Raw genomic sequence first — 26,094 nt, 5'->3', positions numbered from 1 at the left:
TGACTGACACCCCGACGTGTGGTGGGGAGCACCGCCGCTCCGCGCTTCTTGCAGAGTGCGCTCGCCTTACAGCTGCGCATCGCTGGGTGGCCCCGCAACGCGGTTCGGCACGCGTACCTTGTCCTAGCATCGCTCGTGTTCACCTGGGACAACGGTCTGCGTGTCGACCCGCCGGGGTTGTGGATGGACTGCCGGCGGCCTTGCGATGTGTGCTTCGTGTCGCACGGGCATTCGGATCACCTGGGCCGACACGAGCGTGCGATCTGCACCGCCGAGACCGCCGCGATCGCTGAGCAACGGGTCGGTCTCGAGGGCGGCACGCATCTCGCGTTCGGCGAACCTTTCGACTTCAACGCCGACACGAAACTGACGCTCGTGCCGGCTGGCCACGTCCTCGGCAGTGCGATGCTCCACGTCGAACGGCCCGAGGGTTCGCTGCTCTACACCGGCGACTACAAGCTCCGTCGGAGCCTGACCGCGCGAACCGCCGAGCCGCCGCGGGCGGACGTGCTGGTGATGGAGAGCACGTACGGCAAGCCGTTGTTCCGGTTTCCGCCGGCCGCCGAGGTGCATGAACAACTGATCGACGCGATCACCGACGCCATGGCCGAGGGTCGCCAGCCGATCGTCTACGGCTACGCACTGGGCAAGGCGCAGGAGATCGTGAAGATCCTCACCGACGCCGGCTTTCCCGTCACCGAGCACGGCGCGGTCCGCCGGCTCAGCGACCTGTACGAATCCTTCGGCGTTCCACTCGGCCACCGCCGGGCGTACGACCGCTGGGACTTCCACGGCAAGCGGCAACTGTCCCTCGAAGAGCGCGGCGTTCTCGTCGCGCCGCCCAACGCCGCGCGCGGCTCGTTCACGAGCCAGTTCGACAATCCGTTTCGCGTCGTCATGACCGGCTGGTCACTTTTCCCCAACGCGATCTATCGCTACGGCGTTGATCTCGCGCTGCCGCTTTCGGATCACGCCGACTACGACGAACTCCTCACCACGATCGACATCGTGCAGCCCAAGAGCGTCTACACGCACCACGGGTTCAAGGAGTTCGCCGACGACCTGCGCAGTCGCGGCATCGACGCGAAACTCGCGCGTCCGCCGGCGCAGATGGAACTGTTTGGATAACGACAAAACGCCCACGGCTTCAGCCGTGGGTCTGTGTGCGGTGCCGACGGCGGACCCACGGCTGAAGCCGTGGGCTTTCGACTGAAACGGCTACCAACCCGCGTTACCGCGGGGGTCGACGCTCGTCTTCTCGGCGAGTTGTTCGACCAACGTTTTGGCTTCGTCGTCGAGCTCCTTGGGGACGATGACCTTGACGATGCAGAGTTGGTCGCCGGTTTCGGTGACGCGCTTGGCGCCACGGTCCTTGATGCGGAGCTTGGTGCCGCTGGAGGTGCCGGGCGGGACGGTGAGGGTGACGTTCTCATCAAGCGTCGGCACGGTGACCTTGGCCCCGAGCATCGCCTCGTCGAAGCTCAACGGCAGATCCATGAGCACGTTCAGGTTGTCGCGCTTGAAGTAGGGGTGCGGACGGACGGACACGACGATGAAGAGGTCGCCGCCTGCCTCGCCCTTGCCTCGGACGCGAACCCGTGAGCCGTCCTTCACGCCGCCGGGGACTTTCACGTCGATGGTCTCCATCGTCCCCGAACGGTTGATACGCAGCGGAAGCGTCGTCCCGCGAGCCGCTTGGTAAAAGTCGAGAGCCGCCGGGTACTCGACATCGGAACCGGACGGTGCTTGCGTCCGGCCCCGGCCGCCCGTCCGTCCGAACGGCCCGCGTGACCCGAAGAGCTGGTCGAACACGTCGGAGAACTGGCTCGACCCAAAGTCCTCCGGGCGGACGTCCTGATACCCGCCGCCGTAACCACCGTAACCGCCACGCCGACCGCGCGTCTGTGCCCGGCGGAACTGCTCATAGGCGTCCTGTTGGGCGGAGTTGCCCTCCACGCCGGCATGGCCGAACTCGTCGTACCGCTGTCGCTTCTTCGAGTCGGAAAGAACCTCGTAAGCCTCCTGCACCGACTGGAACTTTTCGCTCGCGGTGGGGTCATCGCGGTTGACGTCGGGGTGATACTTGCGAGCGAGCTTGCGGTGAGCCTTCTTGATCTCGTCGGCGCTGGCGTTCTTGCTCACGCCGAGGATGTCGTAGTAGTCGCGCTGTGCCATCTTGCGCGCAGACGATAGGGCGGAGAGATCGGTTTGTGACTCATTGCATCACCGCGATGGCGGAGATGAGCGTCGCCGACGTGACATGCGACGCCGTGCCATCGGCCGCGAGGCGGTGCAGGTTGCTTCCGTCGGCGTACACCACATCACCGCCGTCGAGGGCGAAGCTACCGACGTGCTCGGCGAGAACCTCCGGCTCGGCCCGGTCCGTCTCGAATCGCACGAGTTGCCAATCCTTGGGCACGATCGGCGGCGGCTGGCCGGTGCTTGCCTTTCGGGCGGCCTTGTCGGCGGAGATCATCTGATTCCGCAGCATCAACCGTCGTGGCGGCGTCACGCGATGGGACGCACCGCCGGCCGCGACCATCGGCTTGTTCGAGAAGAACTGCGTGAACGCGTTGGCAAAGTGCAACACGGCGGCTCCGAGCCGAAACGGAAACAGGAAAAACTCACGCGTCGCAACCCACATCGAGATCGGCTCGCCGTCGGGTTTGTACGGTCGGCGGATCGCGTGCAATCGGCCGGCCGGATCGCGCATCGGGTTGAGATAATCGAACGCGGGATCTTCGACGAGTGTCGTGACGCTGCCGTCTTCAGGGTCGAGGCGTTCGATCGTGGCCGGACCGTAAGCGCCGATGAATCCGTCGGCAGTGCGTGCGATGCCGATGGCGTGGTAGAGGATCGCGTCGCCGTCCCAGCTCGGGGCTTCGTCGAGCGTGTCGCCTTCGGTGAGCGGGGTGGGCCGTCCGCCGCCGGCAGGGAAGACGTGCAGGTTCGCGGAGCCGTTCTCGTCGCGTCGGCTGTAGAGCAGGCGACCGTCCGGGTGGGGTGCGATGTCGCGGACTTCCCAGTCGGGACCGTGGGCCATGCGGTACTCGTCCTCCTGGTCGAGCTCATGACGGAAGAGCCCGTTGGTTCGGCCGATGCTCATGCCGTAGTAGATAGTCGAGCCGTGGGCGGCAACGGTATGAAAGGTCATCGGCTTGACCGGCTCGATCTGCGCTTCGCCACCGCCAAGTAAGCCGAAACCGCCGGCCCCGCTGTTCCACCCGGCGCTGCCGCTCTTCCACTCGTTACGCGCGGCCGACGCTTCCGACCGCGCGAGAAAATCCTCGGCGAACGGGCTGACCAGTTCTCGCATCCGCTCGCCGGGCAAGCGGACGAACAGCTTGCCCTCGGCGATGAACACGAAACCTGCCTGCGCCTGACCCATGCCCGGAGCGTATCACGGCGGCGAAGAGAATGCCCTCGGTGGGAGTCGAACCCACACTGGATCGATTTTAAGTCGACTGCCTCTGCCGTTGGGCTACGAGGGCGGTGTGTCGTTGGCCGTGCCACGGAGCAGGTCTTCGGCTAAGCGTAGGTCGTGGGCGTGCGTGATTTTCAGGTTTCGCTCCTCGCCTTCGACGATCGTGACGCGGTGGCCGGCGAGTTCGAGGAGTTGGGCGTCGTCGGTGACGCGTTCGAGCGGCTCGGGGCAAACGTCCGCCGCACGGAGCAGGTCGGTACGTCGGCCGATCTGCGGGGTCTGCGCCGACCACAAGAAACGTCGCGGCAAGGTACGCAGCACAAGCGCCGGCAAGGCGTCGTCGGTCGCGGTTTGCTTGACGGTGCCCGTCACGCGGACGCATGGAACGGCCGCGCCGTAGCGGACGGCCGCATCGAACGTGCGGTCGATCAACTCCCGAGAAACCAACGGCCGGGCCGCGTCATGGACGGCGACCCATTCCACGCGGTCGGGCAAAGACCGTATCGCGTTGAGCACCGACCCGCAGCGGTGTTCCGCGCCGGCAACGACCGAGACGCGCGTGTCTTCCAACAACGTGGCATCGCAAGTGCCGTCCGCCGTTGCGACGACGACATGCGTCACGTCATCGCGCGCGAGGAAAGCGTCGACGCTTCGCCGAATCACCGACCGGCCGGCGAGTTCCGCGCGGAGCTTGTCACGACCAAACCGGCGGGACGCACCAGCGGCGGGAAGAACGACGGCGAAGGTCGGCATGACGGCAACTTACGCCGAAGTGCCGGCGGTGTCGCGTTTGCGACGGGGCGGCTCCGGCTCGGACATGTCGATGACCTCGCCCATGGCCGAGTCGCCCGAGCGATCGATGCTGGCCGCGCCTTCGAGCTTGGCGAAGAGCATCTTACCGGCCGAGGTCTGGCGGGTGTTGGTGATCTGCACGGCGATGTCGTCGCCGATGCGATCGCCGGCGTTCTCGATGACGACCATCGTGCCGTCCGCGAGGTAGCCCACGCCCTGACGCGGCTGCTCGCCGGGACGAACGACGTGGACATTGATCGCGTCGCCGGGGAGCACCTCGGCCCGCAGCGCGTTGGCCAAGGCGTTGAGGTTCACGACGGTGACACCTTGAACCTGAGCGACCTTGTGCAGGTTGAAGTCGGTCGAGAGGACGCGGGCGTGCAGGTCTTTCGCAAGGCCGACCAGTCGGTGGTCGACGTCGAGCGCGGCCGAGTCGTCACGCCCAATGCCGCCGCCGTGGCCGTGCGGGTCGTAGATGACGACCTCGAGGTTTGGGATGGTCGACTCACGCAGTTCCTCGAGAACGTCGAGCCCGCGACGACCCTTGGCCCGCTTGGCCTTGTCGCCCTCGTCGGCCATGCGTTGCAGCTCCCGCAACACGAATCGCGGCACGATCAGCCGGCTCTCGAACATGCCCGCCTCGGCCAGCGCGACGATGCGGCCATCGATCAGAGCCGACGTGTCGATGACCACCGGCGACGTGCCGCGCGTGTCCTTGCGAAACTCGACGTACGGGATGATGAACCGGAAGTCGTCACGCGTTTGAAGAATGAAGCTGATCGCGAAGTAGCAGCAGACGACGCCGATGAGCAAGTTGATAAAGTCGATCAACGGCTGCCGGCCCGCGACGTCGGGGCTCGCGAAAAACCGGTCGATCAAGAACGGCACCACGAAGCTGAACGCGTACGACAGGATCAGCCCGATGAGCAGCCCGAAAAAGACGCCGGCAAAGACCTGTAGCTTTCGCCGTGGCGAGAGTATGTCGGCCACGACCACGCAGACGCCGATGATGAGCGTCACCGACAACAGCATCCACGCCCGACCGTCGAGGTACGGGTTGAGTGCCGTGGCATCCTGGGTCAGAAAGAACCAACCCACCGCCGCCATCACGAGAATGAAGAGTCCGCGCAGGACTTGAAGCGTCATGATGCGTCCCCGGGAACCATGTCCCGATGATGAATCATACGTTAAGGCCGGCCCGGATGCTTCGGGTTACGACGGATTGTCAAAATGGGTAGCCGCACTCGTCGGTCCGATAGCGGGCTTGTCGCGGTCATCCCTCGAAGAAACCGACGAGGATTAGCACCGCAACCGCCGCCGCAAGGCCGACGCGGTAGTAACCGAAGATGCTCAGGCCGTGCTTTTTGAGATACGCGACCATCCATTTCACCGCTAGCACCGCCGAAATCCAGGCCGACAACACGCCGAGAAGCAGGGCGAACCAACCGTATTGGTCGACCATCCAGGTGAGCATCATCACCTCTTGGCCGCTCCCCGGCGATGTCACGGAGTCCAAGACGGCCTTGTAGAGCGTTGCAGCCAGCAGTGTGATGACACCCAGCAGGAAGCTGAACTCCACCGCCGACGCGAGGCTCAGCCCCACCAACACGCCACCGACGATCGTGACCAGTGACCGGCTCGTGCCCGGCCACATCGCCACGCACTGAATCAGCCCGATGCCCAGCGCCATCATCGGCGTCAGCGTGTCGAGCGATCGGCCGGCCTCCGATTCGGTGCTGCCGCGGGCGATGGCATCGTCTTTCGGGGATGAGGTGCGCTTGCGCCAGAGGTCCACGCCGATGATCGCGAGTCCGCCGACGAAGAGGGCGATCGCGATGGGCCACGGGTGAAACAGTGCCGCTTCGATGTGCTCATCGAGGAGCAGACCGAACACGGCCGCAGGCATGAACGCGATCAGCAGATTGAGCCCGAGCCGAAAGCCGTCGGCATCGCCCGGGCCGAGGCCGATCTTTCCGGCCCAACCGACCGCGGCCTGCCGGACGCGCTGCCAATACAGCCCGAGCACCGCCACGATCGCCCCGGCCTGAATGCAGATGGCGTACGCATCGGCCGCCTCACCGGTCAGGCCCATGGCCCGCTGCGCGAGGATCAGGTGTCCGGTCGAACTCACCGGCAGATACTCGGTCAACCCCTCGACAATCCCGAGGATGATCGCTTGCCACCATTCCATGCAACGCTTATCGGCATCCAGGCACGCTTGTCCAATGACCGACCGAAAATGCGGATGTCATTGAGTCGCCTTGGCCCGCTTCGGCCACGGCATGTACAGCACGCCGCTCACGATCGTGGCGACAACGGTGAGCCAGACGCAGCCGGTACGGACGATGCGGGCCGCAAGTTCCAAATCCATTTCGATCAACCATGGCCTGAAGCAAACATACGCCAGCACCACCGGCACGGTGATCGACTGAATGATCATTTTGAGCTTACCGGACCACGCCGCGCCGAAGTCGCTGCCCGACCCTTCCATCAGGCTCCGCAACGTCGTGATGAGCAGTTCCCGCGAGAGGAGAATCGTTACGACGATTGGCCCCACGCTGGTAACGTTGATGATGGTTCCGTCCTCCTCGATGAAGAACGGCCGGGAGGCGAAAAACACGAACGTGCCGAGGATGAGAATCTTGTCGCAAAACGGATCGACGATCCGGCCGAAGACGCTGGTCACGTTCCATTTGCGGGCCAAGTGCCCGTCAAGCGCGTCGGTCGCGGCGGCGAGCCCGTAGACCCAGCCGCTGGCGAAGAGCCACCACGAAATCCGGTCCGGGTCGTACCGATAAGCGGCGAGCATCGCGAAGAAGATGAACGCGACGACGAGCCGGGAGACCGTGATGGCGTTGGGTATCTGCCGCCGCATGGATGACGGATGCTATCGTCGCGCGGTGGCAAAGCACGATTCGGGCCAACTCGCCGACGCTGATGAGCAACTTGACGCACCCGCGCCGTTCCCTGCCGAGCGGATGCCGGAGATGGTGTTTATCCTCGGCTTCGCCGGCGTGATGTTCGCCATCAGCGGGTTGGCGTACAAGATCATCTCGCTGTTTAAGCAACGGGCGTTTCCGGCGGACGACCTTGCGGGGCAGGCGCTGTGGTGGCTGACGATGGTCGGCGTCGGCGTCTCGGCGGGCCTGATGATCCACGCGCTGCTCATGCTGTTCCGCTTTGAATGGGGTCGCGTGGGGATGCTGATTTACTCGGTGATCGCGATCGTGCTGACGCCGCCGATGGCGTGGGTACGGATCGCGCGGGGGTCGGCATGGGTCGAGTACCAGCGGGCGTCGGGCGTCGAGATCCCGGACTGGGCCGGGTCGGACACGTCGGTCGTTACCGTCGGCGCGGTGATGCATGTGCTCTTCGCGTTGGTCGCGTTGATCTATCCGTTGACGTTGCTCTACCAACTGACCCGGCCGCGTATCCGGCGTGCCTTCCGCGACGCCGCCCGAAACCGCCGGCAATAATCACTGGCTCATGCCGGCCAAACGCACCGACTCCCGAACACTCAAGAAACGCCGGGAGCGGGTGACAGCGATCCTGCCGATCCTGTACGCCGAGCATCCCGACGCGAAGTGCTCGCTGGATTTCACCTCGCCGCTGGAGCTGATCGTCGCGACGATCCTCTCGGCCCAATGCACCGACGAGCGGGTGAATCTGACGACACCGGCGTTGTTCAAGAAGTTCCCGACGGCCCAGGCATACGCCGACGCGTCCCTCAAGGACATCGAGCCAATGGTGCAGTCGTGCGGGTTCTTCCGGCAGAAGGCCAAGAGCATCAAGGCGATGGCCGAGTCGGTCGTCGAGCTTCACGGTGACGAGGTGCCGCGGACGATGGAGGCGTTGATCAAGCTTCGTGGCGTGGGCCGCAAGACCGCCAACGTCGTGCTCGGCAACGCCTTCGGCATCAACGTCGGCGTCACCGTCGACACCCACGTCACGCGCCTCTCCAATCGCCTCGGCCTCACCCGACACGAATCCGACGCGGTCAAGATTGAAAAGGACCTGATGCAGGTCGTCCCGCGGGACGAGTGGACGATGTGGAGCCACTTGCTGATCCACCACGGCCGACGGACTTGTGTCGCCCGGAAGCCGCGCTGCGAGGCGTGTGCTCTGTTCGAGCACTGCCCGAGCGGGCCGAGGATCATCCGAAAACGCGAAAAAGACGCCAAATGAGCTGCACGACCGTCCGGATTGCATTTCACGCCATCAGTCCCATACTGGGTCCTCCACCCAGAAACCACCATGAAAATCGGCGAAGGTAAATTCTGCTACGAGTGGCACGACCACTTTGTGAAACTCCCCATGAGTCCGCTCGCGATCGTCGGCGGTCGGACCCACGGCGTTGGCGTGCTCTCCGACGGCGACGTGATCGTTTTCGCACAGACCGAAAACGCGATTCAGCGTTACGACCGTTCCGGCAAACTCAAGAAGAAGTGGGGTGCCCAGACCTGGACCGGTGCCCACGGCATCACCGTAATGCAGGAAGACGGCGAGGACGTCCTGTATCTCGTCGACGAGGAGTCGGGCGCGTTCGTCAAGGCCACGCCCAACGGCAAGATCATCGAGAAGTTCAAGAGCCCGAAGTCGCCGGGCAAGTTCCGCCCGACCTGGGGCTGCCCCGGTCCCGACGGGAAGATCTGGCTCGCCGACGGGTACGGCTCGGAACTGGTCCACTGCTGGGACGGCAAGGAATGGTCGTTGACGCTCGACGGCACCGAAGGTGCCGGACGGTTCAAGTGCCCGCACGGCATCGCCTTCTCCCCCGACGGTGAGCTCTACGTCGCCGACCGCGGCAACCAACGCATCGCGGTCTACGACGCCGACGGCAAGTTCCTGCGTAATCACGACAAGATTTGCCACACGCCCTGCATGTTCGTCTTCCACGACAAGCACGTGTACGTCCCCGAGCTGCACACGGGGATCAAGGTGCTCGACATGGACATGAACGTCGTGGCCGACCTGGGCGCGAACCCGGGCGTGACCGAGACGGAGAACTGGCCGAACCTCGGCAAGACCAAACACGTCCAGCCGGGCAAGTTCAACAGCCCGCACTGCTGTGCCGTGGGTGCCAATGGCGATGTGTACGTCGCCGAGTGGATCATCGGCGGACGCGTGACGTGGCTCGAAAAGCTGTGATCGGCACGGGTTTCGCTTTCAACACACTGTGAATAATCCATTCGACACATCGGACGAAATGGACCAGCGGATCGTGAAAACCGCGGTCCCGGCGATCGGCGGTATCGCGGTCGCTGCAGTGGGCATTGCCGCCCTCAACGCTTGCTGCAACGGCAAGGCTCGGAAAGTCTCGGCCTTCGGCATCCTCCCGATCGGCATGGCCGCCCTCACCGCGACCGTCGCCGCTTGGGCGTACCTCAACCCAGACGCGATCCCTGACTCGATGAAGGATGAGCTGGACGACCTTCCGTTATCGATCCGCAAGCGGATCAGCTAAGCTGTCCCATGCAATTGGGTGAAGATCGAACGATGGCCGAGTTCGGAGAGGCGGGGTTCACACGCCTCGTCGCCGCGTTCTATCGTCGGGTTCGCGAGGACGACATCGTCGGCGTGCTCTACCCGCCGGATGACTGGGAAGGTGCAGAGTGGCGGCTGCGGGCGTTTCTCTGTCAACGCTTCGGTCTTTCGACCGAGTACTCCGAAAAGCGTGGCCATCCGCGGCTCCGCATGCGTCACATGCCTTTCGCCATCGGCCCGGCCGAGCGCGACCGCTGGCTCGAACTGATGTCGGCCGCGATGGACGAGACCGAAGTGCCGGCCAACGTCCGGGCGACGCTCACGCCGTTTTTCGTGCAAGTCGCGGAACATATGCGGAATCAAGATTGAATCGCTTCGGCGACGACGTCTCGGTACGCCGACGCGACGTGAATCCGGCAAAACCGTAACTGCTCGGCGAGTGCTTTGACCATCGGCGACAGTCGGGCGATCGGCACCGGGCCTTCCCGGCCGGCGACGATCACCTCGCTGCCGAACGCGCCGCCCTCGAACTCACCGCCGGCCGTCTTGTACGGCGTGTCGCTCACCTCGTCGAGAAACAGGTGATAGTCCGGATCGCCGCCCACGCTTTCGACCGCCGACTGCGCCGCCGCGAACGCGCCGGCCGGGTCGCTGCAGTCGTGAAGCTCGACGGTTTTGTAGAGCTTGCGTTCGACCATCCCGCGGCAGAGGTTGGCCAGCAACGGATCGGTGCCGGTGGTCCACGCCTTGAAGCATTGCATGACCGCGGCGTCGTCGAGGTCGAGGAATTCCGGCGTGGTGAGGCGGTTGCCGGTGAGCGCTTTCTCCACGCCGCCGGTCGCGGCTGACCATTCGAGCCGGCCTTGCACCGCAAGGCGTTTGGCGCGTTGCAGGATCAGCTGCACCATCCCCTCGGCCGCCCGGACGACCTTGTGGAAGTAAACGTTGCGGTACATGTGGTACCGCGCCATCAGGTACGCCTCGACCGCCGAGACGGCCTTGGGCAAGACCGCCAGCCGCCCGCCGGTCGGCTCGATCGTCAGCGCCGTCAGCAGCCAGGTCATGTCAAAGTGCCCGTACCGGCTGCCGGTCATCAGGTTGTCTCGTAGCAGGTAGTCGATCCGGTCCGCGTCGAGCTGCGAACTGATCAGGTCCCCAAGAAAAGTCCGCGGTTCGGGCCCGGCCAGCAGGTCGGTGATCCGCTCGGGCAGTGACTTGTCGTGGGAGATCAGAAGCTGATGGACCTCTGTCGTCGGATCGTTGATCACGCGGGCCGAGAGACGTTCATGGTGGATGCCAGTGACACGCTCGAAGACATGGCTGAAGGGGCCGTGCCCGAGATCATGCAGCAGGGCGGCACACAGGGCGATCTTGCGATCCTCGGCGTCGATGGCGTGGTTGCGTTCGAGCCGATCGAGCATCCGTCGGGCCGTCTGCATGACGCCCAGCGAGTGGCTGTAGCGCGAATGGTCCGCCCCCGGATACGCCAAGGATGCCATGCCGAGCTGCCGGATGCGGCGTAGGCGTTGGGACTCCCGGGCGTTGAGAAGCTCGAAGAGCAACCCCTCGGTGTCGTCCTCGGTGCGGAGGGCGATCACGTCATGGACCGGGTCGCGGATGATCTTCTCGGACATGCACCGAAGGTAGCACGTCCGCCCTGGGCGGAAACTAACCGAATGCCTACCGCCGGGTCGATACTGTTACACCATCATGCGCCGCATCCCCGCCCTGATCCTGACCGCTGCCCTTGCCGTTTGCGTCGCCGCCACGGTGAGCGTGAAGGAGTTGAAGTTCACGCCCGGCACGGTCTCGATTAAGGCCGGCGAGTCGGTCACCTGGAAGAACAACGACACCCGCGACTACACCGTCACCTCGACCAGCGGTGCCTTCGACTCCGGGCCGCTCAAGCCGGGCAAAAGTTACACCCACACCTTCACGACGTCCGGGACCTATCCGTACGGTTCCAAGCTCCACCCGCGCATGACTGGCAGGGTGGTTGTCAAGTAGACGCCAGCCGCTATGCTCCACCACGTATGACCGCGAGCTCGGCCATTATTCGGATCGACATCATCATCCCGCATCGGCGGCGGTGACCGGTTCTCCTGCAGTTTTGCCCAAGACCACACGCCCCGCCGACCACCAACGGCGGGGCGTTTTGTTTCCGTCTCTCTCCATTCATCATTCCGCATTCCTCATTCATCACTCCATGAGAATCCACCTTTATGACACGACGCTGAGAGACGGCACCCAGGGCGAAGGCTTCAACCTCTCGCTCACCGACAAGCTGCTCGTGGCCCGAAAGCTCGACGAGATCGGCTTCGACTACATCGAGGGCGGCTACCCGCTGAGCAACCCGAAGGACGTGGGATTCTTCGAGGACATTCGCGAACCAGCGCTGAGTCATGCGAAGGTCAGCGCGTTTGGCATGACCCGTCGGCGAGGTGTCGATGCGTCGGAGGACGTTGGCATGCGGGCGTTGCTCGATGCCGAGACGCCGGCGATCACCATCGTCGGCAAGACGATCAAGTTCCAGATCGAGAATGTCTTGAACACGACCGTCGACGAGAATCACGCGATGATCGCCGATAGCGTGAAGGTGTGTGTCGATGCGGGGCGCGAGGTGATCTACGACGCCGAGCACTTCTTCGACGCGTTCAAGGAGGATCGCGAGCACGCGCTTTCGACCCTGGCAGCGGCGGAGTCGGCGGGGGCGACGGTGCTGTGCCTCTGCGACACCAACGGCGGCACGATGCCGACCGAGGTCGCCGAAGCCACCGCGGCCGTCGTCGCACAGTCCAACGTCACCGTCGGCATCCACACGCACAACGACTCGGGCGTTGCCGTGGCCAATGCGTTGGCCGCCGTCGACGCCGGGGCAACGCATGTGCAGGGCACGATCAACGGCGTCGGCGAACGCTGTGGCAACATGGACCTCGTCGTCGCCGCGGCCAACCTCGCACTCAAGTTCGGCCACGACGTGCTGCTGCCCGGCAGCCTCGAACGACTCACCGAAGTGTCGCGCTTCGTCTACGAGATCGCCAACCAGCCGCTGTGGGGCGGGCAGCCGTACGTCGGTGCTTCCGCGTTTGCCCACAAGGGCGGGATGCACGTCCACGCGGTTCGCAAACACGCCGGGACGTATGAGCACGTCGACCCGGCCAGCGTCGGAAACCAGCGGAAGATCCTCGTCTCCGAGATGAGCGGCGCGAGCAACATCGCCGAGAAGCTCGGCAAGAAGTTCGGCATCGAAGCCGACCGGGAAGTCCAACGCCGGGTGCTCGAGCGCGTGCAGGATCTGGAGAACGCGGGTTACGTTTTCGAAGCGGCCGAGGCGAGCTTCGAACTGCTGCTCCGCAAGGAAATTGGAAAGCGGCGCGCGTATTTCACCCTCGATCACTACCGCTGTGTCATCCTCCGCACCGACGGCGAACGTCCGGTGGCCGAGGCGACTTGCAAGGTGCATGTCGGCGACACCGTTGAACACCGTGTCGCCGAAGGGCATGGCCCGGTCGACGCGTTAGACCATGCCCTGCGTAAGGCACTTCGTGAACACTACCCGGCTATCAACGGGCTGCACCTGGTCGACTACAAGGTGCGCGTCGTCAACTCCTCGGCAGCGACGGCGGCGAAGGTGCGCGTCGTCACGGAGTTCCGCCGCGACCTGTCCGACGGCAAGTCCGACTACTTCGGTACCGTGGGTGTCGATGAGAACGTGATCAACGCAAGCTGGGAAGCGTTGATCGACGGGTTCGAGTACCACCTGCTGGCAAATGACGAAATCCGAAGTCAGAAATCCGAAGTCAGAAATCCGAAATGAGTCTTGGACCATTCGGCCTTCGGATCTCATTCGTCATTCGGGAACTCGGCATTCGGATTTCTTCTTCGCTACGATCACCCCATGCACCCTCTCAGCGATCTTCCGCGTGAACGGATCCCGCGTCACATCGCGATCATCATGGATGGCAACGGGCGCTGGGCGGTGCAGCAGGGGATGGAGCGAATCAACGGCCATGACCGCGGGGCGGCGGTGGTGCCGGACTTGGTCACCGAGTGCGTCGAGATGCGTCGGCAACTCGGCGGGCCGGATGTCATCACGCTGTACAGCTTCAGCGTCGAGAACTGGAAACGTCCGGCCGACGAGGTGGAGGCGCTCATGCAGATGTACGTCGACTACCTCCGCCGCGAACGGCCGAGAATGATGCGCGAGAACGTCAAATTCATGCAGATCGGCCGATCTGACGAGTTGCCGGAACTGCTCCAGGACGAACTCGCGATCACGTTGGACGAGACCGGCAACAACAACGGGCTCGTCCTCAACCTCGCTCTCAACTATGGCAGTCGCACCGAGATCGCCGACGCGATGAAGTCGATCGCCCGCAAGGTCGCGGCAGGTGAGTTGCTGCCCGGCGACATCGATCACGACACGATCGACGCTCACCTCTACACTGCAGGCCTACCCGATCCAGACTTGCTCATCCGCACGGCAGGGGAGATGCGTATCTCCAACTACTTGCTCTGGCAGATCAGCTATGCCGAACTCTTCGTCAGCGACGCACTTTGGCCGGAGTTCGATGCCGAAGAACTACACCGCGCGATCCGTGCATTCGCCCAACGCAACCGGCGGTTCGGCGCGCTCGATCAGTCGAATACGCTTCAGACGGTTTGATTGAAACACGTTTCAATGCACAATCAGTGTGGAGTGAGGTTCCGACAGTGACATACCAGCCGGATCAGACAACAGCCCGTACTCGCGCATCAGCGGCAAATGAGCCGGTGAGTATTCTTGAGAGCTTACCTCCGAGCACGGCACCGGAGTACAAGGAGACGTTCGTCGAACGGCTCCCGCTTCAACTCTCGCTGGGCGCGTGGCTGATCATCATCATCGCCGTCGTGTCGTCGGTCGTGGTACTCGCCTGGCCCGAGAAAGATGTCGAAGGCCTGACGATGTGGACGTTCGCCCGCAACCACTCGGACATGTACATCCCCCTCGCCGAGGAGTACAACGCGGCCAACACCGATAAAGACGATCTCAAGCTCAACATCTTCCTGATCGACGGACAGGCGCTACAGCGGCGAATGCTCAGCGGCTTCATGTCCGACACACCGGTCGCCGATCTCATCGAAGTCGAGCAGGGCGTCATCGGTAAAGTCTTCTCCGGCCCGCTGGAGGATGTCGGTTTCGTCGATCTCACCGACCGGCTCAAGAGCGAAGGCATTTACGAGCAGATCAACGAGCCGAGCTTCAGCCAATGGTCGACACGCGGCCGAATCTTTGGCATCCCGCATGACGTTCACCCGGTCGTTCTGTTATACCGCCACGACATCCTCGTCGAAGAGCTCGGCTACGACGTGGAAGCCATCGAGACATGGGACGAGTTCGCCGACACGCTCCGGGCGGCTCAGGACATCGACGGCGACGGAAAAGCTGATCGCTACCTGCTGAATCTTTGGTACACGAATGCCGACATGCACGAGATGCTGCTCATGCAGGCCGGTGGTGGATTTTTCGACGAGAACGACAAGCTCGCGATCGACACGGAACTGAACGCCTTCCTGATGGCGAAACTGATCACCTGGATGATCGGCCCGGATCGGATTGCCGTCGACGCCGCCGACTTCAGCGCACCGGGCAACGAGTTGCGTCTGACCGGACGCGTCCTTGCCGGTGTCGCACCAGACTGGCTTACCGGCGTGTACCAGGGCGATCTGCCGCAGCTCTCCGGCAAATGGCGTGCGATGCCGATGCCTGCCTGGACACCCGGCGGCCGACGGACCAGCGTTTGGGGCGGCACCTGCCTGGGCATCACCAAGCAGACCGAGGACTTCGAAGCGGCGTGGGAAGCGGCCAAGCTCCTCTACCTCACCAACGAAACCGCCCGAAAGCTCTGGGAACAATCGCTGATCATCAGCCCGGTCATTGCGCTTTGGGACGAGCCTTTTTATCACGAGCCCGTGGAATACTTCGGCGGCCAACGGCTCGGGTCGCTGTTCATCGAACTCGCACCCGATGTGCCGACCCGCAGCAGCTCGCCGTTCCGTAACCTTGCACGAAGCGAGTGGGCCAACGCCATGAGCCGCCTTTATCGTTACGCCGATCAGAACGAAGCCTACACCGTCGAAGCGCTACAACCCCGAGCCAGGGAACTGCTCGGCGAGGTGCAGGCGGAAGTGGAGAAACAGATGGGTCGAAACGTCTTCGTCCGCGACCAACTCACGCAGGAACAGGAGGCGGCCCAATGACCGCGGCCGCATCTTCAAACGTGGCGAGCAAGACCGCTGCGGCACCGCCTCAGGCGGTCGGCGGGATGAGCAAGCGGTCGTGGTGGGCACCGTACTTCTTCATCGCGCCGTTCATTCTCATCTTCCTCACGTTCATCGTCTATCCGTTGTTCTACTCGCTGCTGCTCATCACGCAGCAGACGTTCGGCCCCCGGTCCAGCGAGTTCGTCGGGTTCGACAACATCACCTTCCTCGTCAACGACAGCCGATTCTGGATCGCGCTGAAGAACACGTTCATCTTCGCCGCCGGCAGCGTGTTCGTGCAGCTGCCGGCATCGCTGGGACTGGCACTGCTGCTCAATCGACCCGGCCTTAGAGCCCGCTCGTTCTATCGGCTCATCTTCTTCGCACCATCGCTGGTCGGGCTCGTGTTCGTCGCGGTGCTGTTTGCGTTGATGTTCCAGAAGAACACCGGGCTGATCAACGTCACCCTCGCGTCGATCATCCCGACGTGGGACGTCGAGTTTCCCTGGCTGGAGAAATTCGTCATGCCATCGCTGATCATCGCGGCATTCTGGATGTACGTCGGTTTCAACATGGTGTACTTCCTTGCAGCCTTGCAGAGCGTCGACAAGTCGCTGCTCGAAGCCGCCGAGATCGACGGGGCCAATGCCTGGCACCGGTTTCTAAACGTCACACTCCCGGCGATCGCGCCGGTGGCGTCGTTCGTCGTGCTTCTCTCGTTCATCGGGTCGATGCAGCTGTTCGAGTTGCCATACCTGCTACTTGGTAACGGCCCGGGCCCGGAGAACGCCGGGCTCACCGTCGTCATGTACCTCTACCAAACCGGCTTCGACACCGGCGACCTCGGCTACGCCAGCGCGATCGGCTGGACGCTCGCGCTGATCCTCATTGCCTTCGCCATCGTTCAACGCGCCATCGCCAAGAGGACCGAATAAGTCATGTCAGAGCGCCAGCGCGACAAGCGCTTCAACTTCGTCGCCCACTTCCTGCTCATCCCCGTCGCGGTGTTGACGCTGGTACCTTTCTTTTACCTCGTCGCGTCGTCGCTCAAGGAAAAGGACGTGTTCTTTACCGGTCAGTTCCTGCCACGGGTGGGGCTGTTCGCGGTCGAGACGACCACTGGCGAGATCAGCCTGTCGGATCCGACACACCTCGATGGTGTGGAGTCCGCCGATTTCCCGATCGAAGTCACTCGCGGTGACGGCACGGTGCTGGACGTACTCATCCGGTACAACCCATCGGAAGCCGAGCCCGCCAACGCGGCGGACTTCGACGAGGTGATCAGCGTTCCACCTCTCGCGACGTTCGATGATCCGGAGTTGGAGAGCATTCCCGGCCTCAACCAAGCGATCGGCTCGGCCCGACTGCCGGGCGCGCCGAACACGACCTACGAAATCACCGACGGCAACCCGGGCGGCATCTTTGGCGTCGCGTGGGGACTCTTGTCCCTCGGCAATTTCGGTCGGCTTTTCGGCGGTGACATCAACTTCGGCCGGGCCGTGCTTAACAGCTTTTTCCTCGCGTCGGTCACCTCCGTCTTCTCGACGCTTGGCGCGGCGATGGGCGGCTATGCATTGGCCAAACACCACTTCCGCGGCAAGGCGTTCTTCCTCGCATTGGTTCTTGCGGCCCTGGTCATTCCCGGCGCGCTGTTGCTGGCACCGGCGTACCAACTGCTCTATTGGCTCGGACTGCTCGACAGCTACGCGGGGCTGATCATCCCCGCCGCCGCGCCCGCCTTTGGCGTCTTTCTCTTCCGTCAGGCCATGATCAACGGCGTGCCCAACGAGATGCTCGAGTCATCACGCATCGACGGCTGCGGCGAGATTCGCATGTTCTTCGAGATGGTGCTGCCGCTGGTGCGTCCGATGGTCGGTGCCTACCTGCTGATCACGTTCCTGGGTACTTGGAACAACTTCATCGGCCCGCAGATCGTGTTGCAATCGCCCGAGAAGTTCCCGCTCTCGGTCGCGATCAACCAGCTTCGTGGCATCTACGGCATCGACTACGGCCTGATCATGGCCGGCACCCTCGTCGCCATCCTTCCCGTGCTCGTGCTGTTCCTGATGCTCCAGAAGGAGTTCATCGCGGGCCTCACCGCCGGTGCGGTGAAGGGCTAGAGGCCGGCCAGTTCCTGAAGGTCCTTGTCGTTTCCGGCGAGCAGCAGGGTGTCGCTGTCTTCGAGGACGGCCTGCGGATCGGGGGCGCTGTAGGTGTCGGTCAGCACGTCGTGGAGGGCGACCACGAGGACGCCGTACTCGCGGCGGATGTCGAGCTGCGCGAGCGACTTGCCGCACCATTGGTCGGGGACGGCCATCTCCTGCAGGCTGAAGTTGGGCGCAATGTTGACGTAGTTGAGCACGGCCTTACCGGTGATCCGCTGGGCGAGCGCCTCGGCACTGTCTTTCTCGGGGAAGACCGTCTCGGTGACACCGATCTTCTGCATGACCCTCGCGTGGTCGCGGCTGATGACCTTGACGAAGATCTCCTCGACGCCGAGATCCTTGAGCGCGAGGGTGGCGAGGATCGAGGCGGCGATGTCATCGCCGGTGCTGATGACGCCTGCATCCGCCTCGGCGACGCCGACACGCTTGAGCGTCTCGACATCGCGCCCGTCGCCGACGGCGGCACGGGTGACGGTGTTGCCTACGCGGTCGATCGTGTCCTCGTCGGTGTCGACGACGATGACTTCGTGGCCCTGTTCGAAGAGCGCGACGGAGGCTGCCGAGCCGAAGTTGCCGAGTCCGATGATGACGAATCGTTTCATGTCTGAGTCCTAGCCGAGGATGACTTCCCCGTTGGCGTAGCGGAACCTGTCACGCCGGCGTCCGTTGCGATGGGCGAAGATACTGATGAGCGTGATCGGCCCGACCCGACCTGCGAACATCGCGACGATGATCACCAGCTTGCCCGTGGTCGACAGATCGCCGGTCACGCCCATGCCGAGCCCGACGTTGCCCAGCGCGCTCACGACTTCGAAGAGGTAAGCGAGGAACGTGTGCCCCGGCACCGAGAAATCCTCGGTCCGCGTGAGCACGAGCAGGCACACGATCGTGACGGTGCCGAACGCCATGACAAGACCGGTCGCACGCTGGATGGTTTCGTCGGGGATGGTGCGGTTGAAGACGGTCACATGCTGCCGCCCGCGCAGCCGACTCCACGCGAGCAAGCCGATGACCGCGAAGGTGGTGATCTTGATCCCGCCCGCGGTGCCGCCGGGTCCGCCGCCGATGAACATCAGGATGACGGTGAAGAAGTTGGTCCCGTAGCTCGCCTGGGCGTGGTCGATGCTGTTGAAGCCGACGCTGCGTGCCGAGACCGACATGAACCCCGCGTTGGCGAGGTGGTCCGCCAGCGACATCCCGCTGAGCACGCCGTCCCATTCGAAGATCAGGAACACGCCCATGCCAAGCAGGAACAGGGCGATCGTCGCGGTCACCACGACCTTGGTGTGTAGCGCGAGTCGATGGCGTTTCCAGAAGACCCGCCGACGGATGTCCTCGATGGTCAGAAAGCCCAGTCCACCCACCAGCACCGGCAACCCTGCAACGATCAGCGTCATCGGCGAGTCGTTCCAGCCCATGAGCGAGTCGGAGTTGATCGAGAAGCCGGCCTGGCAGAAGCCGCTGACCGCGTGGAAGATCGATGACCAAAGCGCCTCGCCCACGCCGAGATCCTCACGCCACAGCAAGAACAATCCGACGGCGGTGATGAACTCGAAGCTGAACGCGTAGAGGAAAATGCCGAAGACCAGCTGCCTCGGCGTGACGTTGGGCAGGTCGACCAGCTCCGACCCGGCCGAGTCGCGTGCGTCGAGTGTCAGCCGTCTGCCCAGCGCGAGGATGATCAGACTCGCGAACGCGATGATCCCCAGCCCGCCGATCTGGATCAGCGTCAGCATCACGACCTGCCCGAAGAACGTGAACTGCGTCTCCAGGTCCGACACACTCAGCCCGGTGACGCAGACCGCGCTGGTCGACATGAACAGCGAGTCGACGAAGCCGAGATCCTCGCCCGTGTACAGCCCCGGCAGCCCCCACAGCGCGAGCGTGCCGAGCACGACGAGAAGGAAGAAGCTGCCGGTGAAAAGCTGCGCCGCCGATCGATCGCGGACCCACTCGTTGATCCCGCTCCGAATATCACGCCATGTCAGCGGCGCGCCGTCGGGGTCGCGCCCGAAGCGAAGCCATCCGCGTTTGGGTTGAGAATCGTCCGGAGCGGTCGCCACCTGTGGCGGCAGTGTAGCCGAGACGGGCGTCAGTTGTTGCCGGTGAACCGACTGATCGCGTCCATGACGATCGAGACATCCTGCCCGCGGACTTCCAACGGCTGGATCAGGTCGAGCACGAGCCCATCGTCGGTCTCGACGTAGCGGAACCGCCAGGTGGTTTTCTCCGGCCGGTCGTGCGTGGCGGCCTGCACGCTGAGCACGACGGTGTCGACGTCGATGACGCCATCAAGCTCGCCGACCTGGCGCGAGCGGATGAACACGGACTTCAGGTCGATGGTCTCGATCGTCGCCTCGGCGCCGGCGAGGAACTGATCGCGATTGGCGTATCGGCCGGGTAGGCGGGTGTTGCCGTCCATCGCATCGCCGAACGCCTCCCAGTCACGGTCGGCCGCGGCGTTGATGATCGTGCTTGTCCGCCGCAGCGCCTCCTCACGGTTGGTCTCGGTTACGAGGTCGACCCCAAACCAGAGCAGCCCGACCGCCGCCACGCTCAGGCCGATCGCCGGCACCTTCGCCACGCTCCGCAGCACGAGGGCCACCAGCAACCCGGCGAAGACCAGCAACGCGGGAATCCAAAACGGCGGGCTCATGATCAAGTCTTGCATGGCGTGCTCCAATCTTTGCAGCCTTCGGGGCGAGGTGTCCGATAACTCCACGAGGAATCCCGTCGGCCATGCTCACCCTCACGCGCGGCTCATCTCGACGATGCACTTTCGCGCCCTGCGAAAGCGATCTGCTGCGCAAAAACCTCGCCGCGCTCTGGTCACGCGACCCCAAGACCGCCGAGCCGATCGACGCCGTCGCCGACGAACCGTACCCGATCGAAGCGACGCCCGACGGCGGCTTCACGGTCGAAGTCGACAGCCAGCCGCTCCACTCTCGTCGGCGTCCGCTCGCCGAAGCGAAGCGCCTCGCCGAGGAGTTCGACCCTGAGCAGGCGTTGTGCGGTTGCATCTACGGCGGCGGGCTCATGCACCACGTCGTCGCCGCGATCGAACGGCTCGCCGATGATGCGAAGCTGCTCGTCGTCGAGCCCGACCCCAGGCTCATCGCCACCGCGTTCACGCTGCACGACTTCGCCGAAGAACTCGGCAGCGGCAAGCTCTCGATCCGCTTTGGCAACGACGAGGACGACCTGCTCTCGGCACTGCGCCCCTGGAGCACCGCGCCCGGCATCGGCTCGGCGACCATCTCCCACGCACCGAGTCTCCGCCGACACCCCGACATCTTCCTCCACGTCGCCCGCTGGACCGAGAAGCACCTCACCCACGTCAAGACCCAGGTGATGACGGCCAAGACGCTCAGCCGTGTCACGGCGCGCAACACGGTCGGGCACCTCAAGAACTACATCACCGGCCCGGGCATGGAGCCGCTCGCCGGCCTCCACAAGGGCCAGCCCGCGATCCTCATCTCCGCCGGCCCGTCGCTGCGGAAGAACAAGCACCTGCTCAAGGACGCGCAGGGCAAGGCCGTCCTCATCGCCGTGCAGACCGCGCTCAAGCCGATGATCGAGATGGGCGTCACGCCAGACTACGTCACCTCGCTCGACTACCACGAAGCGTGCAAGCAGTTCTTCGAGGAGTTGCCGCCGACGCTCTCGACGCACCTCGTCGCCGAGCCGAAAATCTCGCCGCGCATCCCGCAACTGCACCCGGGCAGCATCTCCCTCAACGGTAACACCTGGGCCGAGCAGGTGCTCACAGGCAGCGGCTTGCGCGAGCGCTCCGCCGTGCCGCAGCGTTCGACCGTTGCGCACCTCGCCTTCCATCTCGCGGTTCACCTTGGCTGCGACCCGATCATCATGGTCGGACAAGACCTGGGCTTTTCCGACGGGATCTATTACCTGCCGGGCACGGCACACGAGTCCGTGTGGAACTCCGAACTCGGCCGGTTTGCGTCGGTCGAGATGCGTCAGTGGGAGCGCATCGTCCGTGACCGCGCGATCCTGCGCAAGACCGTCGACGTTCACGGCCGACCGATCTACACCGAGCCGCGGATGATCACGTATCTGCAACAGTTCGAGGCCGACTTCGCCGAGTGCCGCGCGACGATCGTCGACGCAACCGAAGGCGGCGTCGCCAAGCGGTTCACGACGCCGATGCCTCTCGCGGAAGCACTGACGAAGTACTGCACCAAGCCGCTACCGAAGGCCGACCCCAACCTTTCACCACGCACCGACGCGATTCCCCACGCCCGCCGGGCCATCCGTGATCGCGTCACCGAATGCGGCAACATCGCCGACTGCTGCGAACGCATTCTCGCCAAGCTACGCCTCATGATCGCAAGCACGGATGATCAACGTCGAATGAACCGGCTCATCGCCGAGATCGACCCGATCCGCGCAGAGCTATCCAGAAACGGCGTCGCCTACGAACTGATCACGACGATGATCCAGAAAGACGAATGCACCCGTGTGCTCGAAGATTGGCGAATCAACGCGGTCAAACTCGACCCGGTCGAGCGGCAACGTCGCCAGGTCGAGCGTGATCTGAGCCACGTCGAAAACATCCGTGGCGCCGCGTTGGAACTGGGCGAGCTCCTCGACGGCGTGGCCGACGAACTGGGCGGTGAAGCACGGGAGGCCGCGTGAGTTCGGACGTCCTGACCCGCACCCGCGTCGTGCTGTCGATGCTTCACCAGCGGCCCGGCGAATCGTCGGCGGAGATGGTCGCACGGGAGAAGCCGGTCCTGGCGTGGACGGTCGATCGGCTCGTCGAAGCCGGGTTCACCGACCTTATTGTGATCTGTTGGGACGACCAACTATCGGCCGTCCGGAAACTTGGGCTCGCTGTCCACAACGTCGGTGTGCGACGTCCGATGCCTCGGCTCGACGCGCTGACCGTGGCGACCCGCTGGCATGACGGCTGGCGGGGCGGCTTGCTCAACAGCAGTTGTTTCGACGCAGGCTGGCACGGCGCGGCGGTCGCGGAGGCCTTCGGCGATGACCAGCCCATCGGCCTGCTCGTTGATCCCGCGGCCGCCGTTCTCGACCCGGCCCTGCTGCGCCGGGTCGCCGAAAAAGCCGAGCAAAACCAATGGTCGTTCACACCGGCGCTACCCGGGCTGAGCGGGTTCGCGTTCGATCGTGACTTCCTTCGCGAACGCCTGGCCGGTGACGAACATCCCGGGCGGTATTTGACCTACACGCCCGACCGGCCGATGGTCGATCCGCTGTTCAAGACGGCCGGCGTACAGGTCGACGCTGCGTTACACCAAGCGTTCGACCGGTTGCTGATCGATTCCCCGCGGCAGGTTCGGCGCTTCGAAGAGCTGACCCACGTCCCGGCCGACGCCCACGACGCGGTGGATGCGTTCGCCGAGGTCGACGCGGACGCGCTGATGCCACGCGACGTGACACTGGAGATCAACACCCAGCGCCCCACACGGCCGGTGTGGTGGGCGGGCAACACGTTCGAGATCGATCGCCCGGACATGAACACCCGCGAGGCCGACCGCATCTTCCGCCAACTCGGCGAGGTCGGCGACGTCCGCGTCACCCTCGGCGGTGTCGGTGATCCGCTGCTCAGCCCGTACCTACCGGCGATTTTGTCCGCCGCCCGCATGCACGGCATCGCGCTCAACGTCGAGACCGACCTGTTGCCCCCGGACGAAATTGTTCTTGATCTACTGGCCGAGGTCGACGTCGTGACGGTCAACCTCCCGGCGATGCGACACGAAACCTACGCCGCGATCATGGGCGTGCCCCGAATGGCCGAGGCGTTGCAAAATCTCGGCCGACTCGTACTAGCCCGCAGCGAGGCCAAGCGCGGCACTCCCTTGGTCGTTCCCAAGCTCGTCAAGCTCCGCGAGAACATGGACGAGATGGAGGCGTGGTACGACCAATGGCTCGGCACGCTTGGCAGCGCCGTCATCGACGGCCCGAGTTCGGCGGCGGGGCAGCTGGTCAATCTCAGCGTCACCGAGATGAAGCCGCCCAAGCGTGTTCCATGCCGTCGGCTCGGCGGGCGCATGACGATCCTCAGCGACGGTCAGGTCGTGCGCTGCGAGGAAGACATTCGCGCACTGCATCCGATCGGCTCGACGCACAACCAAACGATCGCGGACCTCTGGTCGGCCCAGCAACATGTCCACGAACTCCACCTCGACGGCGAGTGGGAGACGCTCAACCTTTGCAACACCTGCTCGGAGTGGCACCGATGGTAAATACAGATTTCAACGTGCTCGGCGTCGTGATGGCCCGCGGCGGGAGTGTCGGGCTGGCGGGCAAGCATCTGCGCGAGCTGCACGGCCGGACGGTCATCGACTACACGCTCGACCATGCCACGGCGGCCGAGTCGGTCACGCGCGTCGTGGTCAGTAGCGATTGCCCAAACATCCTCGACCTCGCACGTCGGCGGATGTTTGAGACGATCCACCGACCCGAATCCCTGGCGACGAGCGCGGCGTCGGTGCAGGACGTGTTGCTTCACGCGCTCGACAGTGTCGAGAGCAGGAGCAGCTTCCGGGCTCACGCGGTGGCGATTCTTTACGGCAACGTGCCGGTCCGGCCGGACGGCTGCATCGACGCGGCCGTCGAGAAACTACGCGACAGTGGCTCCGATTCGGTGCGGACATGGTGCCCGGTCGGTAAATGGCACCCGTACTGGATGGCGACGCTCGACGGCGATCGAGTGGTTCCCAACTTCACCGGCAGCATTCACCGCCGCCAGGATCTGCCGCCGATGCGACTGCACGACGGGGGATGCGTCGTCATCAAGCGTGAGGCGTTGCTGGCGGGCCGGGGCACAAGTGATCCGCATGCGATGTTCGGTACCGACCGACGCGGCATCGAAACCGGCGAGGGTGACGTTGTCGAAGTCGACAGCGAGCGCGACCTGTGGATCGCCGAGGCCGCCCTCCGTGGCAAGGTCCGGCCGAACATGCGAAGGGCGGCGTGATGCGAATCGGTGAGCGTGAGATCGGCCCCGGTCGTCCTACGTTGGTCATTGCCGAGATCGGCGTGAACCACGACGGCGACGTGACACGGGCGCTGCGGTTGGTCGAAGCGGCGGCGAATGCCGGGGCGGACGCGGTCAAGTTCCAACTGTTCCGCGCCGATCGGCTCGCCGGCGATGCGCCACTCGCGGCGTACCAAACCGGCACCGGCGGACAGCGTGAACTGCTCCGCTCGCTCGAACTGAGTACCGCCGAGGTCGAGTCGGTCGTCGCCGCCAACCGCGACGCCGGCCGTCTGCCGATCGCGACGCCGTTCTCGCCCGAGGACGTGGACGATGTGCGTCGGCTTGGCCTGCCGGCGGTCAAGATTGCTTCGCCCGACTGCGTGAACACGTTGTTGCTTCGGGCGTGTGCCGAGCTCTCCGTGCCGATGCTCGTGAGTACCGGTGCGGCGACGATGGGTGAGGTCGATCGCCTCGTGCGCGACATTGGCGATGTCGATCTCGCGCTGTTGCACTGTGTCAGCAGCTACCCGACGCCTGATGACGCTGCCCAACTTGGCTGGATACGCCAACTCGAAACGCGATGCCCGATCGTCGGCTATTCCGATCACACGCAGAACGCCGTCACGGGCGCGCTCGCCGTCGCTGCCGGGGCCCGAGTGATCGAGAAACACCTGACCTACGACCGCGCCGCCGCCGGACCGGACCATGCGGCGAGCTTCGCGCCGGCGCAGTTTGCCAACTACGTCCAAGGTATCCGCGAGGCCGAGCAGGTGATGGGTGGCGGTGACAAGTCCGTACAACCGTGCGAACAAGACGTACGTCGTGTGAGTCGGCAGAGCTTGGCCTTGCGGCACGGCATCGCGGCGGGGCGGGTCATCGGCGCGGCGGACCTGACCACGCGTCGGCCCGGTGATGGGCTGGCACCTTCGGTGTGGGTGGACGTGGTCGGCCGGCGTGCCACGCGCGACTTGCCAGCGGGCACGCTGTTGTCCTGGGACCTTCTCGCGAAGGCGGCATGA

26 protein-coding genes and 1 tRNA gene are annotated in these 26,094 nt (G+C 64.3%); 16 read left to right on the top strand and 11 right to left on the bottom strand.

Annotated elements, in window-relative coordinates:
• The first annotated feature begins 135 nt into the window (after positions 1–135).
• The gene (locus tag AAGD32_04085) at positions 136–1,128 is read left to right on the top strand and encodes an MBL fold metallo-hydrolase (GenBank protein ID MEM8873419.1); all 993 of its coding nucleotides are present in this window, start codon (positions 136–138) and stop codon (positions 1,126–1,128) included.
• A gap of 90 nt (positions 1,129–1,218) precedes the next feature.
• On the opposite strand, the gene AAGD32_04080 is transcribed toward AAGD32_04085, so the two are convergent.
• The 7 genes from AAGD32_04080 to AAGD32_04050 form a co-directional block, all read right to left on the bottom strand.
• Positions 1,219–2,175: a DnaJ C-terminal domain-containing protein gene (locus AAGD32_04080; protein MEM8873418.1), complete on the bottom strand. Its 957-nt coding sequence runs from the start codon at positions 2,173–2,175 to the stop codon at positions 1,219–1,221.
• 40 nt (positions 2,176–2,215) lie between these two features.
• On the bottom strand, positions 2,216–3,388 hold the full coding sequence (locus tag AAGD32_04075) for a hypothetical protein (protein ID MEM8873417.1): 1,173 nt from the start codon (positions 3,386–3,388) through the stop codon (positions 2,216–2,218).
• Positions 3,389–3,418: 30 nt separating this feature from the next.
• Positions 3,419–3,491: transfer RNA gene (locus AAGD32_04070), tRNA-Leu, on the bottom strand.
• Entirely contained in the window at positions 3,482–4,177 is a 696-nt protein-coding gene (locus tag AAGD32_04065; protein ID MEM8873416.1) for an IspD/TarI family cytidylyltransferase, read from the bottom strand. The genes AAGD32_04070 and AAGD32_04065 overlap by 10 nt, the downstream gene beginning before the upstream one ends.
• Positions 4,178–4,186: 9 nt before the next feature.
• Positions 4,187–5,362, bottom strand: a complete 1,176-nt coding sequence (locus AAGD32_04060) for a TRAM domain-containing protein (GenBank protein ID MEM8873415.1) — start codon at positions 5,360–5,362, stop codon at positions 4,187–4,189.
• Between the two features lie 127 nt (positions 5,363–5,489).
• A complete protein-coding gene (locus tag AAGD32_04055; protein MEM8873414.1) occupies positions 5,490–6,407 on the bottom strand; it encodes an undecaprenyl-diphosphate phosphatase in 918 nt (305 codons plus the stop codon).
• Positions 6,408–6,464: 57 nt separating this feature from the next.
• Positions 6,465–7,091, bottom strand: a complete 627-nt coding sequence (locus AAGD32_04050) for a CDP-alcohol phosphatidyltransferase family protein (GenBank protein MEM8873413.1) — start codon at positions 7,089–7,091, stop codon at positions 6,465–6,467.
• A 25-nt stretch (positions 7,092–7,116) separates the two neighbouring features.
• Between AAGD32_04050 and AAGD32_04045 the strand changes: the two genes are divergently transcribed.
• The 5 genes from AAGD32_04045 (at position 7,117) to AAGD32_04025 (ending at position 10,069) form a co-directional block, all read left to right on the top strand.
• On the top strand, positions 7,117–7,692 hold the full coding sequence (locus AAGD32_04045; protein MEM8873412.1) for a hypothetical protein: 576 nt from the start codon (positions 7,117–7,119) through the stop codon (positions 7,690–7,692).
• Positions 7,693–7,702: 10 nt separating this feature from the next.
• Entirely contained in the window at positions 7,703–8,401 is a 699-nt protein-coding gene (nth, locus tag AAGD32_04040; GenBank protein ID MEM8873411.1) for an endonuclease III, read from the top strand.
• 129 nt (positions 8,402–8,530) lie between these two features.
• Positions 8,531–9,364: a hypothetical protein gene (locus tag AAGD32_04035; GenBank protein MEM8873410.1), complete on the top strand. Its 834-nt coding sequence runs from the start codon at positions 8,531–8,533 to the stop codon at positions 9,362–9,364.
• Positions 9,365–9,437: 73 nt separating this feature from the next.
• Positions 9,438–9,680: a hypothetical protein gene (locus tag AAGD32_04030; protein MEM8873409.1), complete on the top strand. Its 243-nt coding sequence runs from the start codon at positions 9,438–9,440 to the stop codon at positions 9,678–9,680.
• A 32-nt stretch (positions 9,681–9,712) separates the two neighbouring features.
• A complete protein-coding gene (locus AAGD32_04025; protein ID MEM8873408.1) occupies positions 9,713–10,069 on the top strand; it encodes a globin in 357 nt (118 codons plus the stop codon).
• Here AAGD32_04025 and AAGD32_04020 read toward each other — a convergent pair.
• Entirely contained in the window at positions 10,060–11,334 is a 1,275-nt protein-coding gene (locus AAGD32_04020) for an HD domain-containing protein (GenBank protein MEM8873407.1), read from the bottom strand. The genes AAGD32_04025 and AAGD32_04020 overlap by 10 nt on opposite strands.
• A gap of 76 nt (positions 11,335–11,410) precedes the next feature.
• On the opposite strand from AAGD32_04020, the gene AAGD32_04015 reads away from it, so the two are divergent.
• The 6 genes from AAGD32_04015 to AAGD32_03990 all read left to right on the top strand — a co-directional run bounded on the left by AAGD32_04015 (position 11,411) and on the right by AAGD32_03990 (position 18,063).
• A complete protein-coding gene (locus AAGD32_04015) occupies positions 11,411–11,707 on the top strand; it encodes a cupredoxin domain-containing protein (protein MEM8873406.1) in 297 nt (98 codons plus the stop codon).
• Positions 11,708–11,906: 199 nt separating this feature from the next.
• Positions 11,907–13,517: a citramalate synthase gene (gene cimA, locus AAGD32_04010; GenBank protein ID MEM8873405.1), complete on the top strand. Its 1,611-nt coding sequence runs from the start codon at positions 11,907–11,909 to the stop codon at positions 13,515–13,517.
• Positions 13,518–13,598: 81 nt separating this feature from the next.
• Positions 13,599–14,366 (top strand): isoprenyl transferase, encoded by a 768-nt coding sequence (locus tag AAGD32_04005; protein MEM8873404.1) that lies wholly within the window; start codon positions 13,599–13,601, stop codon positions 14,364–14,366.
• Positions 14,367–14,473: 107 nt separating this feature from the next.
• Positions 14,474–15,940 carry an extracellular solute-binding protein gene (locus AAGD32_04000; protein ID MEM8873403.1) on the top strand — a complete coding sequence of 489 codons (1,467 nt, stop codon included), beginning with the start codon at positions 14,474–14,476 and terminating at the stop codon, positions 15,938–15,940.
• A 20-nt stretch (positions 15,941–15,960) separates the two neighbouring features.
• Entirely contained in the window at positions 15,961–16,878 is a 918-nt protein-coding gene (locus AAGD32_03995; GenBank protein MEM8873402.1) for a sugar ABC transporter permease, read from the top strand.
• A 3-nt stretch (positions 16,879–16,881) separates the two neighbouring features.
• Positions 16,882–18,063: a carbohydrate ABC transporter permease gene (locus AAGD32_03990; GenBank protein ID MEM8873401.1), complete on the top strand. Its 1,182-nt coding sequence runs from the start codon at positions 16,882–16,884 to the stop codon at positions 18,061–18,063.
• Here the strand turns inward: AAGD32_03990 and AAGD32_03985 are convergent.
• From AAGD32_03985 to AAGD32_03975, 3 genes are read right to left on the bottom strand one after another with little or no spacing between them, the layout of a single operon-like run.
• Positions 18,060–18,710: a TrkA family potassium uptake protein gene (locus AAGD32_03985; protein MEM8873400.1), complete on the bottom strand. Its 651-nt coding sequence runs from the start codon at positions 18,708–18,710 to the stop codon at positions 18,060–18,062. The two genes, AAGD32_03990 and AAGD32_03985, sit on opposite strands and share 4 nt — an antisense overlap.
• Before the next feature lie 9 nt (positions 18,711–18,719).
• Positions 18,720–20,171, bottom strand: coding sequence for a potassium transporter TrkG (locus AAGD32_03980; GenBank protein ID MEM8873399.1), 1,452 nt, complete (start codon positions 20,169–20,171; stop codon positions 18,720–18,722).
• Between the two features lie 29 nt (positions 20,172–20,200).
• Positions 20,201–20,764, bottom strand: coding sequence for a hypothetical protein (locus AAGD32_03975; protein ID MEM8873398.1), 564 nt, complete (start codon positions 20,762–20,764; stop codon positions 20,201–20,203).
• 83 nt (positions 20,765–20,847) lie between these two features.
• Between AAGD32_03975 and AAGD32_03970 the strand changes: the two genes are divergently transcribed.
• The 4 genes from AAGD32_03970 to AAGD32_03955 are packed head-to-tail and all read left to right on the top strand — an operon-like array spanning position 20,848 to position 26,094.
• A complete protein-coding gene (locus tag AAGD32_03970) occupies positions 20,848–22,764 on the top strand; it encodes a 6-hydroxymethylpterin diphosphokinase MptE-like protein (protein MEM8873397.1) in 1,917 nt (638 codons plus the stop codon).
• Positions 22,761–24,338 carry a radical SAM/SPASM domain-containing protein gene (locus AAGD32_03965; protein MEM8873396.1) on the top strand — a complete coding sequence of 526 codons (1,578 nt, stop codon included), beginning with the start codon at positions 22,761–22,763 and terminating at the stop codon, positions 24,336–24,338. Before AAGD32_03970 ends, AAGD32_03965 begins: the two co-directional genes overlap by 4 nt.
• Positions 24,305–25,072, top strand: coding sequence for an acylneuraminate cytidylyltransferase family protein (locus tag AAGD32_03960; protein MEM8873395.1), 768 nt, complete (start codon positions 24,305–24,307; stop codon positions 25,070–25,072). Before AAGD32_03965 ends, AAGD32_03960 begins: the two co-directional genes overlap by 34 nt.
• Positions 25,072–26,094 carry an N-acetylneuraminate synthase family protein gene (locus AAGD32_03955; GenBank protein MEM8873394.1) on the top strand — a complete coding sequence of 341 codons (1,023 nt, stop codon included), beginning with the start codon at positions 25,072–25,074 and terminating at the stop codon, positions 26,092–26,094. Before AAGD32_03960 ends, AAGD32_03955 begins: the two co-directional genes overlap by 1 nt.

The sequence above is a fragment of the Planctomycetota bacterium genome (assembly GCA_039182125.1).
In the GTDB taxonomy this organism is placed as follows: domain Bacteria; phylum Planctomycetota; class Phycisphaerae; order Tepidisphaerales; family Tepidisphaeraceae; genus JBCDCH01.
The sequence above is the reverse complement of the archived record's forward strand: the minus strand, read 5'-3'. Positions and strand labels throughout refer to the sequence as shown.

Coding starts and splice junctions, on each gene's coding strand:
- AAGD32_03985 (MEM8873400.1), bottom strand. CDS start 18,710: ATGAAACGATTCGTCATCATCGGACTCGGCAACTTCGGCTCGGCAGCC.
- nth (MEM8873411.1), top strand. CDS start 7,703: ATGCCGGCCAAACGCACCGACTCCCGAACACTCAAGAAACGCCGGGAG.
- AAGD32_04075 (MEM8873417.1), bottom strand. CDS start 3,388: ATGGGTCAGGCGCAGGCAGGTTTCGTGTTCATCGCCGAGGGCAAGCTG.
- cimA (MEM8873405.1), top strand. CDS start 11,907: ATGAGAATCCACCTTTATGACACGACGCTGAGAGACGGCACCCAGGGC.
- AAGD32_03970 (MEM8873397.1), top strand. CDS start 20,848: ATGCTCACCCTCACGCGCGGCTCATCTCGACGATGCACTTTCGCGCCC.
- AAGD32_04020 (MEM8873407.1), bottom strand. CDS start 11,334: ATGTCCGAGAAGATCATCCGCGACCCGGTCCATGACGTGATCGCCCTC.
- AAGD32_04025 (MEM8873408.1), top strand. CDS start 9,713: ATGGCCGAGTTCGGAGAGGCGGGGTTCACACGCCTCGTCGCCGCGTTC.
- AAGD32_04060 (MEM8873415.1), bottom strand. CDS start 5,362: ATGACGCTTCAAGTCCTGCGCGGACTCTTCATTCTCGTGATGGCGGCG.
- AAGD32_03975 (MEM8873398.1), bottom strand. CDS start 20,764: ATGAGCCCGCCGTTTTGGATTCCCGCGTTGCTGGTCTTCGCCGGGTTG.
- AAGD32_04065 (MEM8873416.1), bottom strand. CDS start 4,177: ATGCCGACCTTCGCCGTCGTTCTTCCCGCCGCTGGTGCGTCCCGCCGG.
- AAGD32_04015 (MEM8873406.1), top strand. CDS start 11,411: ATGCGCCGCATCCCCGCCCTGATCCTGACCGCTGCCCTTGCCGTTTGC.
- AAGD32_04050 (MEM8873413.1), bottom strand. CDS start 7,091: ATGCGGCGGCAGATACCCAACGCCATCACGGTCTCCCGGCTCGTCGTC.
- AAGD32_04005 (MEM8873404.1), top strand. CDS start 13,599: ATGCACCCTCTCAGCGATCTTCCGCGTGAACGGATCCCGCGTCACATC.
- AAGD32_04035 (MEM8873410.1), top strand. CDS start 8,531: ATGAGTCCGCTCGCGATCGTCGGCGGTCGGACCCACGGCGTTGGCGTG.
- AAGD32_03955 (MEM8873394.1), top strand. CDS start 25,072: ATGCGAATCGGTGAGCGTGAGATCGGCCCCGGTCGTCCTACGTTGGTC.
- AAGD32_03990 (MEM8873401.1), top strand. CDS start 16,882: ATGTCAGAGCGCCAGCGCGACAAGCGCTTCAACTTCGTCGCCCACTTC.
- AAGD32_04055 (MEM8873414.1), bottom strand. CDS start 6,407: ATGGAATGGTGGCAAGCGATCATCCTCGGGATTGTCGAGGGGTTGACC.
- AAGD32_04080 (MEM8873418.1), bottom strand. CDS start 2,175: ATGGCACAGCGCGACTACTACGACATCCTCGGCGTGAGCAAGAACGCC.